At 65.7% G+C, this 11101-nt stretch carries 13 protein-coding genes; 12 read left to right on the forward strand and 1 reads right to left on the reverse strand.

Annotated elements, in window-relative coordinates; translation table 11 throughout:
* The 4 genes from AC1D2K_RS19350 to AC1D2K_RS19365 all read left to right on the forward strand — a co-directional run.
* Nucleotides 1-717, forward strand: a 717-nt coding sequence (locus AC1D2K_RS19350; RefSeq protein ID WP_478090452.1) for an FAD binding domain-containing protein, incomplete at its 5' end; no start/stop codon positions are given.
* Between the two features lie 137 nt (nt 718-854).
* Nucleotides 855-1676 carry an alpha/beta fold hydrolase gene (locus tag AC1D2K_RS19355; protein ID WP_478090453.1) on the forward strand — a complete coding sequence of 274 codons (822 nt, stop codon included), beginning with the start codon at nt 855-857 and terminating at the stop codon, nt 1674-1676.
* A gap of 19 nt (nt 1677-1695) precedes the next feature.
* Nucleotides 1696-1869: a hypothetical protein gene (locus AC1D2K_RS19360; RefSeq protein ID WP_478090454.1), complete on the forward strand. Its 174-nt coding sequence runs from the start codon at nt 1696-1698 to the stop codon at nt 1867-1869.
* Nucleotides 1870-1888: 19 nt separating this feature from the next.
* Complete coding sequence (locus AC1D2K_RS19365) at nt 1889-2854, forward strand: AraC family transcriptional regulator (RefSeq protein WP_478090455.1); 966 nt, start codon at nt 1889-1891, stop codon at nt 2852-2854.
* A gap of 21 nt (nt 2855-2875) precedes the next feature.
* Here AC1D2K_RS19365 and AC1D2K_RS19370 read toward each other — a convergent pair whose 3' ends face one another.
* Nucleotides 2876-3793, reverse strand: coding sequence for a LysR family transcriptional regulator (locus AC1D2K_RS19370; RefSeq protein ID WP_478090456.1), 918 nt, complete (start codon nt 3791-3793; stop codon nt 2876-2878).
* Between the two features lie 165 nt (nt 3794-3958).
* Between AC1D2K_RS19370 and AC1D2K_RS19375 the strand changes: the two genes are divergently transcribed.
* The 8 genes from AC1D2K_RS19375 (at nt 3959) to AC1D2K_RS19410 (ending at nt 10990) form a co-directional block, all read left to right on the forward strand.
* The gene (locus AC1D2K_RS19375) at nt 3959-4678 is read left to right on the forward strand and encodes a pirin family protein (protein ID WP_478090457.1); all 720 of its coding nucleotides are present in this window, start codon (nt 3959-3961) and stop codon (nt 4676-4678) included.
* Nucleotides 4679-4812: 134 nt separating this feature from the next.
* Entirely contained in the window at nt 4813-5466 is a 654-nt protein-coding gene (locus tag AC1D2K_RS19380) for a hydrolase (RefSeq protein ID WP_478090458.1), read from the forward strand.
* A gap of 12 nt (nt 5467-5478) precedes the next feature.
* Nucleotides 5479-5769 carry a XapX domain-containing protein gene (locus tag AC1D2K_RS19385; RefSeq protein WP_478090459.1) on the forward strand — a complete coding sequence of 97 codons (291 nt, stop codon included), beginning with the start codon at nt 5479-5481 and terminating at the stop codon, nt 5767-5769.
* Nucleotides 5766-7763 (forward strand): amidohydrolase, encoded by a 1998-nt coding sequence (locus AC1D2K_RS19390; RefSeq protein ID WP_478090460.1) that lies wholly within the window; start codon nt 5766-5768, stop codon nt 7761-7763. Before AC1D2K_RS19385 ends, AC1D2K_RS19390 begins: the two co-directional genes overlap by 4 nt.
* Complete coding sequence (locus tag AC1D2K_RS19395) at nt 7763-8158, forward strand: DoxX family protein (RefSeq protein ID WP_478090461.1); 396 nt, start codon at nt 7763-7765, stop codon at nt 8156-8158. Before AC1D2K_RS19390 ends, AC1D2K_RS19395 begins: the two co-directional genes overlap by 1 nt.
* A complete protein-coding gene (locus AC1D2K_RS19400; RefSeq protein ID WP_478090462.1) occupies nt 8130-9725 on the forward strand; it encodes an MFS transporter in 1596 nt (531 codons plus the stop codon). Before AC1D2K_RS19395 ends, AC1D2K_RS19400 begins: the two co-directional genes overlap by 29 nt.
* A 26-nt stretch (nt 9726-9751) precedes the next feature.
* Complete coding sequence (locus AC1D2K_RS19405; RefSeq protein WP_478090463.1) at nt 9752-10270, forward strand: Dps family protein; 519 nt, start codon at nt 9752-9754, stop codon at nt 10268-10270.
* Between the two features lie 45 nt (nt 10271-10315).
* Nucleotides 10316-10990 (forward strand): AraC family transcriptional regulator, encoded by a 675-nt coding sequence (locus AC1D2K_RS19410; protein WP_478090464.1) that lies wholly within the window; start codon nt 10316-10318, stop codon nt 10988-10990.
* Nucleotides 10991-11101: the final 111 nt, after the last annotated feature.

The raw sequence follows: 11101 nt of genomic DNA on the forward strand, positions 1-11101 counted from the left end.
GGTTACATCGCATGGCGCGGCCTGGTCGACGAGTCGGTCCTGTCGTCTCGGACATTGAAGGAATTGTTTCCCTACTTCGCCTTCGGATTGCCGCCGCGCGAGCAGATGATCGCCTACCCGGTCGCGGGCAAGAACAATTCAGTCACGCCGGGCTCGAGGCGTTTCAACTTCGTCTGGTACCGGCCGGCTGACGAAGGCACGACCTTGAAAGACATGGTGACGGACGACACCGGCAAGGTGTGGCTCGATGGCATTCCGCCGCCGCTCATTCGAGCCAGCGTCCTGGAGCAGGCGCGTCAAGCCGCGCGGGATGTGCTGGCCCCCCAGTTCGCTGAGGTTGTCGAGAAGACAGAGGCGCTCTTTTTCCAGCCGATCTTCGATTTGGAGAGCTCTCAGTTGGCGTTCGGTCGGATCGCGCTGCTTGGTGACTCGGCGTTCGTTGCACGGCCTCACTGCGGGATGGGCGTGACGAAGGCTGCGGGTGACGCCGTGGCCTTGCTCGATGCCTTGAAGCGCCATGACGACGTCCGAACCGCCCTCGAGGCCTACGAACGGCCGCGTCTTGAGTTCGGCGGGTTCATCGTGGAGCATGCGCGTGCACTCGGCGCCTACATGCAGGCACAGTTGCGAACGGAGCACGAGCGACAGATGGCCGAAGCCTACCGGACGCCTGAAGCCATCATGCGGGAGACGGCGGTTGCCCCCGGCGCTCATTGAGCGACGCAGAAGTAGCGCGTGGTCGCTGCGCGAATCTGCAAACCGCATGACAAATCGTCAATACGTCGAGCTTTGCACGCTGCACGATGGACATCGCGATCCATCAACCACCAGCAGGACCGAAAGGAAACCAGGACATGAGCTTCATCACCACCAAAGACGGCACGCAGATCTACTACAAGGACTGGGGCAAGGGCCAGCCGATCGTCTTCTCGCACGGTTGGCCGCTCAGCGCGGACGATTGGGACGGCCAGATGCTGTACTTCCTGCAGCATGGCTACCGTGTCATCGCGCATGACCGTCGCGGCCATGGCCGCTCCAGCCAGACGGCCACCGGCCATGACATGGACCACTACGCCGACGACCTTGCGGCGCTGACCGAAACGCTGAACCTGCAGGACGCCATTCACGTCGGCCACTCGACCGGCGGCGGAGAGGTCGCTCGGTACATCGGCCGCCACGGCAGCAAGCGAGTGGCGAAAGCCGTGCTGATCAGCGCCGTGCCGCCGCTGATGGTGAAGACGCCGGGCAATCCGGGCGGTCTCCCGATCGATGTGTTCGACGGCATTCGCGCGGCGGTCGCATCCAACCGGCCGCAGTTCTACAAGGACCTGACGCTGCCTTTCTACGGCTTCAACCGTCCAGGCGCGAAGATCTCGGAGGGCATCCGTGAACACTGGTGGCTGCAGGGCATGATGGGCTCCATCCAGGCCCACTACGAGGGCGTCAAGGCTTTCTCGGAGACCGACTTCACCGATGACCTGAAGAAGATCGATGTGCCGACCCTGGTCATGCACGGCGATGACGATCAGATCGTGCCCATTGCCGATTCAGGTTTGATGAGCGCCAAGATCGTCAAGAATGCCCAATTGAAGGTCTATCCCGGCTATTCGCACGGGATGTGCGCGACGAACCCCGAACAGATCAATCCCGATCTGCTTGCCTTCTTCAAGGCGTAGGGGGCGAGAACGAAACTCCATGCGCCTGCTCGGTGCCACCTTCGTCTGCGTCGACGCCGACGAGGTGGTGCATTCGATGCTGGCCGTCATGGCCACAGGCGTCGATGTGCGGAAGCTAGCCGCCAGCGTTCCGATTCATCCGACCCTCAGCGAGTTGATTCCGACCCTGCTGCAGCAGTTGAAGCCGCTGTAGGAGAAGGTCGGCAGATCGTGTGCTGCCGACCTCCCCTGGTTACCATCGCCKCATCGCATTTCACCAGACCATGGCAACTCATCATCGCTCCGACTGCGGGTTCGGCCAGCGCCTGGCGCGGCAGTACGGTGTCGACGCCGTCCCGTCRCTCGTTACCACATCGCGCTGCGGCACCGAGCTCGGTGTCGCGCGAATGCACCATGAACTCCCGCATCTCTTCGTGCTGGCACCATTGCCGGCCGAAGACGCGTTCCTGCTGAGCGTCGAGATCACTTCGGGAGGCAGTCGGCGCATCGTCAGGGGCGGTGCTTCCCTCCAGTTGGGCTTGCAGCAAGAGGGAGCGTTCCACATCGCCGATCTGTCGGAGTGCGCCTCCGCCTACGTCTGCAGCCCGTTTCACTCCATGCTGTTTCACATGCCCCGGGCGACCATCGATTCGTTCGCCGAGGAGATGGAGGTGCCGCGCGTCGACATGCTGCGTTGCGATGCCGGCACCGTGGATCCGGTGATTGCAAATCTGGCAAGGGCCATGCTGCCTGCGTTGATGTCCCCAGAGGAATCCAGCACGCTGTTCATCGACCATGTGGCCCTCGCATTGAAGGCCCACGTCATTCATGTCTACGGCGGCGTGCGGCGTGCCGCGCCCCTGCGTTCAAGGGGGCTGGCACCCTGGCAGRAGCGCCGTGCGAAGGCGTTCCTGATGGAGCACCTCGCCGGCGATGTGTCGCTGACCGATCTTGCGCGCGAGTGTGCGCTTTCGCGCAGTCATTTCAGCAAGGCTTTCAAGCAGACCACAGGCCAGGCGCCGCACGCCTGGCTGGTGAGCCAGCGCGTGGATTCGGCGCAGCGCCTGCTCGGCGAGCGCGATCTCTCGATCGCGCAGATCGCCGCGGCCTGCGGCTTTGCCGATCAGAGCCACTTGACGCGTGTGTTCGTGGCGCGCACGGGCACATCGCCGGCCCGCTGGCGTCGCAGCCGGACCTGATCCGGGCACGGCGCCGCGGGATCACGGCATCCAGACCGAGCGCGGCAGCAGTGCAGGGACGAGCGGCCTGTTCAGCTGCTTCGCCCACCATTGAAGGGCCCGGCCGTCGGCGCCCGTCTTCCAGGCCAGCCAGAAGGCTTCGGGCGGACGAGGCTCCTCGGTGGGAAGTTCCACCAGCGTGCCGCGCGCCAGCTCGCCCTGGATGCAGGCTCTGGGCAGGAATCCGTGCCCCAGGCCCGCCGCCTGGCAGGCGATCTTCGCCGCCATCGACGGCACCGTGATGCGTTGCTGGCCTGCGAGCAGGCCGATGGTGCGGTCCGACAGCGTGCGGGCGCTGTCGCCGACCACGATGGCGTTGTGCCCCAGCAGGTCGCCGCGTTGAAGCGGGCGATCCAGCCGGGTCAGCGGATGCGTCGGTGCCACGCAGAACACGAATTCGAGACTGCCCACGGTGACCGCCTGGTAGCCGCCGCCGGCCGGCCCTTCGCCCGCGGCGATGACGACATCGGCGCGCCCCTCGCGCAACGCCTCCCAGCTTCCCGTCAGTGCCTCGCAGCCGATGCGCAGCCGCGTCCCGCAACGCAGCGCTTCGAAGGCTCGGACGTCGTCGATGAGCGCCTGCGTCGGGATCAGCGAATCGTGCACGAGCCGCAGCTCCGACTCGAAGCCCGTGGCGATCTGCCGCATGCGGGATTCCAGGTCGCTCGCGGCGTCGAGCAGCCAGCGCCCTTCCTTGAGCATCTCCTCGCCCGCGGCGGTGAGAGACACGCGCGGTCCGTTGCGCTCGAACAGCAGCATGCCGAGCTGCTCCTCCAGCTTGCCCACGGCGTACGAGATGGTGGAGGGCACCTTGTGCAGGTGGGTGGCGGCGGCGGTGAAGGAGCCATGGCGCGCGATGGCGTCCACGACCTCGATGGCTTCCAGGCTGAGTTTGAGCACCTGCGGGTCCTTGCAGCTGAATGATCGAAAAAATCGATTGTAAGTAGCGAAAAGTTTCGCCAGCAGGCCTCATCGGACAAGAGAAGATCCGGCCCTGCCTTGGAAATTCTCTTCGAGGTCCATTGTGAATTCAATCGAATTCATTAAATAAATGAGGAATGAATCATGTTGGAAGTTCGCAGCGCCAACGACCGGGGAATCGCAGACTTCGGCTGGCTGAAGTCGCGCCATACCTTCTCTTTCGGTCACTACCACGATCCAGCACAAGAAGGCTTTTCGGACCTGCTGGTGATCAATGACGACCGCGTGCATGCAGGTCGCGGCTTCGACACGCACCCGCACCGCGACATGGAGATTTTCTCGTACGTGCTCGACGGCGCGCTCGAGCACAAGGACTCGATGGGCACGGGTTCGATCATCCGTCCCGGGGACGTGCAGATGATGAGCGCCGGCACCGGCGTGCGGCACAGCGAGTTCAATTCGTCGTCCTCGGACCCGTTGCATTTCCTGCAGATCTGGATCCTGCCGAATGCCAAGGGTGTTGCGCCGCGGTATCAGCAAGTGCACTTCGCGCCGGCAGAAAAGCGCGGACGGCTGCGCCTGATCATTTCGCCCGATGGCACCGATCGCTCGCTCGCCGTGCATCAGGATGTGCGCGTCTACGCGGGCCTGTTCGATGGTCAAGAAGCCGCCTCGCTGGCGCTCGGCCCCGACCGCTATGCCTACGTTCACGTGGCGCGCGGCAGCGTCGAGGTCAATGGCAAACGCCTGTCCGAGGGCGACGGCGCACGCGTGCGCGACGAGCAGCGGCTTGACCTGGCGCACGGCGACGGCGCCGAGCTGCTGGTATTCGACCTGCGGCCGAATGAACTGCCCTCGTTCTGAAGGCATCCGCAGCCTTCCGAAACGCCGAATATCCAAAAGATCCTCACTAATCGACAAGACATGAATCCGTGCCGAAACGAGGATTCACATCGAACGTCACCCCTCTGTTTCCCTTCGCAACCAGGAGTCCTCCCATGACCATCAAAGCCACCCCGACCCCCGGCGCCCTGCTTCTCACGCCCAAGGACCACACCCTGATCATGATCGACTTCCAGTCGCAGATGGCCTTTGCGACGCATTCGATCGACGCCGTCAACCTGCGCAACAACGCGGCTCTGGTCGCGCACGCGGCTGCCGGTTTCGGGGCCTCCACCATCCTGACGACGGTGGCCGAGAAGAGCTTCTCGGGCCCGATGTTCGACGAGATCAAGGCGGCCTTCCCCGAGCAGAAGATGCTGGACCGCACCTCCATGAACACTTGGGAAGACGCTGCCGTGATCCAGGAAGTCAACCGGATCGGCAAGAGCCGCCTGGTGATGTGCGGCCTGTGGACCGGCGTGTGCATCGTCGGCCCGGCGCTGTCGGCACTGGACCAGGGCTTCGAGGTCTACGTGATCTCCGACGCCTGCGGTGACGTCTCGCCCGAGGCGCACGATCGCGCCATGGACCGCATGGTGCAAGCCGGTGCACGGCCGATGACCTCGGTGCAGTACCTGCTCGAGCTGCAGCGCGACTGGGCCCGCACCGAAACCTACGAAATGACGACGGGTATCGCCAGGAAGTTCGCCGGTGCGTATGGCCTGGGCATCACCTACGCCAAGACCATGTTCGGCGCTCACGAAGGCTGAGCGGGGCATGCGATGAAGCCGTACGTCGTATCACTCGCGCTCGGCGTGCTGGTCGGTGTCATCTACGCGCTCTTCAGCGTGCGTTCGCCGGCGCCGCCGATCATCGCGCTCGTCGGCTTGCTGGGCATCCTCGCTGGCGAACAGTTGCCGCCGCTGGCCAAGCGGCTGTTCGATCGAGGCCCGGCGGCCACCTCGTGGTTGCACGAGCAGGTGAAGCCGCACATGTTCGGCGAACTGCCGCAGTGCGCGAAACCGAAGCTCGCCGCGTCCGAGCCGGACCGCGCCGGGGTACACGACGCATGACCGCCGACTTCGATCTTCGGCGCCGCCGGCACTTTCTCGGCGCGCTGGGCGCCGCTCTCGCTGCGCCCAGCCTCGCGCAGCAACGCTCTTCAAGGACACCCGACGTGGTCGATTCCCAAGCCCCGGAACTCATCTTGCATCATGGCCGCTTCACGACGTTGGACCGCGCCCATCCGATCGCCAGCGCGGTCGCCATCAAGGACGGCCGCTTCATCCATGTGGGTCGCGACGAGGACATCCTGCCCCTGGCCGGAGGCCACACTCGGGTCATCAACCTGCTGGGAAAGCCGGCGCTGCCCGGTCTCATCGACAACCACCTGCACATCATCCGCGGCGGGCTCAACTACAACCTCGAGCTGCGCTGGGACGGCGTGCGGAGCCTCGCCGATGCGATGGACATGCTCAAGCGCCAGGTGGCCGTCACGCCGGCCCCCCAGTGGGTGCGCGTGGTGGGCGGCTTCACCGAACACCAGTTCGCGGAAAAGCGCCTGCCGACCATCGCCGAGCTGAACGCCGTGGCGCCCGACACGCCGGTGTTTCTGCTGCACTTGTACGACCGCGCGCTGCTCAACGGCGCCGCCCTGCGCGCCGTGGGCTACACGAAGGACACGCCCGCACCACCCGGCGGCGAAATCACCCGCGACTCCAATGGCAACCCCACCGGCCTGCTGCTGGCCAAGCCCAACGCGGCGATCCTCTATGCCACCCTCGCCAAGGGGCCGAAGCTGCCGGTCGAGTACCAGCTCAACTCCACGCGACACTTCATGCGCGAGCTCAACCGCCTGGGCGTGACGGGCGCTATCGACGCTGGCGGCGGCTTCCAGAACTACCCCGAGGACTATCAGGTCATCCAGCGGCTCGCCGATGCCGGCCAGCTCACCATCCGCCTGGCCTACAACCTGTTCACCCAGAAGGCCAAGCAGGAGAAGCAGGACTTCCTGAACTGGACGGCGAGCTCGAAGTACAAGCAGGGCGACGACTACTTCCGTCACAACGGCGCGGGCGAGATGCTGGTGTTCTCGGCCGCCGACTTCGAGGACTTCCGCCAGCCGCGCCCCGACATGGCGCCGGAGATGGAGGGCGAGCTGGAGGAAGTGGTGCGCATCCTGGCTCAGAACCGCTGGCCCTGGCGCATGCATGCCACCTACGACGAGACCATCATCCGCGCGCTCGATGTCTTCGAGAAGGTGAACGAAGACATCCCGCTGGCGGGCCTGAACTGGTTCTTCGATCATGCCGAGACCATCTCGGAGAAGTCGATCGACCGCATCGCCGGGCTGGGCGGCGGCGTGGCGGTGCAGCACCGCATGGCCTACCAGGGCGAGTACTTCGTCGAACGCTACGGGGCCGCGGCGGCCGAGGCGACGCCGCCGGTCAAGCGGATGCTGGAGAAGGGCGTGAAGGTCTCCGCGGGCACCGATGGGACCCGCGTGGCCTCCTACAACCCGTGGGTATCGCTGTCGTGGCTGGTCACCGGCATGACCGTGGGCGGCCTGCAGATCACGCCGCAGCGCAATTTGCTCGACCGCGAGGCAGCGCTGCGCATGTGGACCGAGAAGGTCACCTGGTTCTCCAACGAGGAGGGCAGAAAGGGGCAGATCGCGGTAGGCCAGTTCGCCGACCTGATCGTGCCGGACCGCGACTTCTTCGCGTGCCCCGAATCGGACATCGCGGACACCACCTCCTTGCTCACCCTGGTCGGTGGCAAGGTGGTCTATGGGGCCGGCCCCTTCGCGTCGCAGGACGACAGCGTGCCGCCGCCGGCCATGCCCGATTGGTCGCCGGTTCGCACATTCGGCGGCTACGCCGGTTGGGGCGACAAGGACGGACGGCCGCTGCAAACGACACTGCGCCGCATGGCGGCGGACTGCGCCTGCGCGAACAACTGCAACGTGCACGGCCACCAGCACGCCACGGCCTGGAGCAGCAAGCTGCCCATTGCCGACCTCAAGAGCTTCTGGGGCGCGCTCGGTTGCGCGTGCTGGGCGGTCTGATGCGCTGGCAACCCGGACCGGCCTTGCGCTGGATCACCTTGCTGCTGCTGTGCGCCGCCTATCTGCAGGGCGGCTTCAACAAGGCGGTGGACTTCGGATCGGCGATCGCCGAGATGAACCACTTCGGCCTGTCGCCGGCCGCACCATGGGCCATGGCGGTCATCGTGCTGGAACTGGGTGCCTCGGCGCTCATCCTTGCGGGCTACTACCGTTGGCTGGGTGCGCTGGCGCTGGCCGGCTTCACGTTGCTCGCCACTTTCGTTGCATTGCGCTTCTGGGAGATGCCGCAACCCGGGCGATTCGCGGCGGCCAACTCGTTCTTCGAGCACCTCGGCCTGGTCGGCGGATTTCTGCTGGTCGCCTGGCATGACCTGCAGGAGCGCGCGCGTGGCTGAGTCCGCTCGAGGCGGCTTCGCGCCGCTGCGCCAGCCCGTGTTCGCCGTGCTGTGGGCGGCCACGGTGCTGGGAAACATCGGCAGCTTCATGCGCGATGTGGCGAGTTCGTGGCTGGTGACGGACCTGTCCGCCAGTCCGACCGCCGTCGCGCTGATCMAGACGGCGGCGACGCTGCCGGTCTTCCTGCTCGCCATCCCGGCCGGGGTGCTCTCCGACGTCCTCGACCGCCGGCGATTCCTGATCGCTGTGCAACTCCTTCTGGCCAGCGTCAGCTGCACGCTGCTGGTGCTGTCGCGCACAGGCGCGCTGACCGTCGAGTACCTGATTGCGCTGACCTTTGCCGGTGGCATCGGCGCAGCGCTGATGGGGCCGACCTGGCAGTCGATCGTGCCGGAGCTCGTGCCGCGCGCCGACCTGAAGAATGCGGTGGCGCTGAATTCGCTCGGCATCAACATCGCGCGCTCGATCGGCCCGGCGGCGGGCGGGCTGGTTCTGGCGAGCTTCGGCGCTGCGGTCACCTACGGAGCCGATGTGCTGAGCTATGCGTTCGTGATCGCTGCGCTGCTGTGGTGGAAGCGCCCCGCAGTGGCCGACACCGGCCTGTCGGAAAACTTTCTCGGCGCCTTCCGCGCCGGACTTCGCTACACACGCGCCAGCAAGGAACTGCATGTGGTGCTGCTGCGCGCGGCCGTGTTCTTCCTGTTCGCCAGTTCGGTCTGGGCCTTGCTGCCGCTGGTGGCGCGCCAGATGCTCGGCGGCACGGCCGGCTTCTACGGCGTCCTGCTGGGCGCCGTGGGCGCGGGCGCCATTGCCGGCGCCCTGGTCATGCCGCGCCTGCGCCAACGCCTCGACGCGGACGGAATGGTCCTGCTGGCTTCCGTGCTCGTTGCCGCCGTCATGGCCAGTCTGGTGTTCGCACCGCCGAAGTGGCTGGCCGTGCTGTTGCTGATGCTGCTGGGCCTGGGCTGGATCGTCGCGCTGACCACGCTCAACGGCGTGGCGCAGGCCATCCTGCCGAACTGGGTGCGCGGGCGGGGGCTGGCGGTCTATCTGACCGTCTTCAACGGTGCCATGGCAGCCGGGAGCCTGGGCTGGGGCTTGATCGCGCAGCAGATCGGCGTGCCGGCCACGCTGGTGGCGGGTGCCGTCGGGCTGCTGGTCGTTGGCGTTGCCTTTCACAGGATCCGCCTGCCTGCGGGCGAGTCCGATCTGCAGGCGTCGAACCACTGGCCCGAACCGCTGCTCGCCGAGCCCGTCGCGCACGACCGCGGGCCGGTGATGATCCAGGTCGAGTACCGCATCCGCAAGGACGATCGTCCTGCGTTCCTGGGGGCGATGAAGCGCCTGTCCCTGGAGCGCCGCCGCGACGGTGCCTACGCCTGGGGCCTCCACGAGCACACGGCGGACCCTGAGCGGGTCATGGAGTGGTTCCTCGTCGAATCGTGGGCGGAACATCTGCGTCAGCACCACCGCGTGTCCAACGCCGATGCAGACCTGCAAGGCGAAGCGATTCGCTTCCACATCGGGCCCGAAAGGCCTGCGGTGCACCACTTTCTCGCCCTCTAGCCCCGTCCACTCCTGAAGGAAAAACCATGGCCGATTCGAAGACCCTCAAGAAACGACGCCTCGCGCCGCTCCACACCCCGAACGATCTGACCGCGGACGCGATACGCGATGTCTCTGCGGGGCTGAATGTCCTGCTGGCGGACACTCTCGCGCTCTACTTCAAGACGAAGAACTTCCACTGGCACATGTCGGGCCCGTCGTTTCGCGACTATCACCTGTTGCTGGACGAGCAGGCCGACCAGATATTCGCCACGGTCGATCCCATCGCCGAACGCGTCCGCAAACTTGGCGGGACCACGCTGCGTTCGACGGGCCATGCCTCGCGACTGCAACGTCTCTCGGACAACGACGCGGACTTTGTGACGCCGATCGGAATGCTGGCCGAGCTGCGCGAAGACAATCAGCGCCTCGCCGGCTTCATGCGTGCGACGCACTCGCTGTGCGATGAGCATGGCGACGTCGCCACCGCGAGCGTCCTGGAAAACTGGATCGACGAAGCCGAGCGCCGCACCTGGTTTCTCTTCGAATCCGTGCGACAGGACTGACGACCGGACCGGTCAAGCGACCAACGCATCTGCAAATCTCTCGCGATGATTCTTCCTGCTTCATTTTCCGAGGGTGCCTTCGGCGATCGCCTGGGACGGTATTTCGAGTTGCCGTCAGCGCCTGCGCTTGTCATGCGGCCTTCATTGAACGTGCCGTTTGCGGTGACACGCATCACCTGCACGTCCGATCAGCTCGGCATGAAGCTGGAGATTCCAGCGCAGGACGCCTTCGTCGTGACGCTGCACCTCGTCGGGATGCGCCACCATGAACTCTGGGTGCGCGGCCGGCCCGCGGTGGTTCGCAGCTACTCGCGCGGTGCCATCAGCATCGTCGATTTGCGCGACGAGGTGGCCAGCTACCTGGGCAGCCCGCTGGATGTGCTCCAGTTCTACGTTCCGCATGCGCTGATCGGCGCGGTGGCGGACGCCTCTGGCGTCGACCGCGTCGGCGAGCTTTCGTGCCTGCCGGGTTTGATCGATCCGGTGATGGGGCATCTGGGCGCGGCGATCCTTCCCTTGATCGGCAACCCGCGATTCGCCAGTTCGACCATGCTCAGGCACCTGGCCCTGGCAATCTGCGCCCACCTGGTCCGTCGGTTCGGCAAGAATACCGAGGCCGGCGTGCCGACGACTGGCGCCTCACCCTGTTCACCCCATCGGCTTGCCCCCGACCATGTGACGTTGCCGCAGGCGGCCTGGCGCCGGCGGCATCTGCACTGAAGAACCATGACCAACTCTTCTTCCATTTCGGTTCGCGACAATCCCTCGAAGCATCGTTTCGAGGCCGAGTCTCAGGGCGAAGTCGCGGTGGCGATCTACGCGTTGACGGGC

Source organism: Variovorax sp. P1_H12_2 (assembly GCF_056405335.1).

Bases quoted from the DNA above. Each gene is read 5' to 3' on its own strand.
- AC1D2K_RS19355 (WP_478090453.1), top strand. From the start codon at position 855: ATGAGCTTCATCACCACCAAAGACGGCACGCAGATCTACTACAAGGAC.
- AC1D2K_RS19360 (WP_478090454.1), top strand. From the start codon at position 1,696: ATGCGCCTGCTCGGTGCCACCTTCGTCTGCGTCGACGCCGACGAGGTG.
- AC1D2K_RS19375 (WP_478090457.1), top strand. From the start codon at position 3,959: ATGTTGGAAGTTCGCAGCGCCAACGACCGGGGAATCGCAGACTTCGGC.
- AC1D2K_RS19380 (WP_478090458.1), top strand. From the start codon at position 4,813: ATGACCATCAAAGCCACCCCGACCCCCGGCGCCCTGCTTCTCACGCCC.
- AC1D2K_RS19385 (WP_478090459.1), top strand. From the start codon at position 5,479: ATGAAGCCGTACGTCGTATCACTCGCGCTCGGCGTGCTGGTCGGTGTC.
- AC1D2K_RS19390 (WP_478090460.1), top strand. From the start codon at position 5,766: ATGACCGCCGACTTCGATCTTCGGCGCCGCCGGCACTTTCTCGGCGCG.
- AC1D2K_RS19395 (WP_478090461.1), top strand. From the start codon at position 7,763: ATGCGCTGGCAACCCGGACCGGCCTTGCGCTGGATCACCTTGCTGCTG.
- AC1D2K_RS19405 (WP_478090463.1), top strand. From the start codon at position 9,752: ATGGCCGATTCGAAGACCCTCAAGAAACGACGCCTCGCGCCGCTCCAC.
- AC1D2K_RS19410 (WP_478090464.1), top strand. From the start codon at position 10,316: ATGATTCTTCCTGCTTCATTTTCCGAGGGTGCCTTCGGCGATCGCCTG.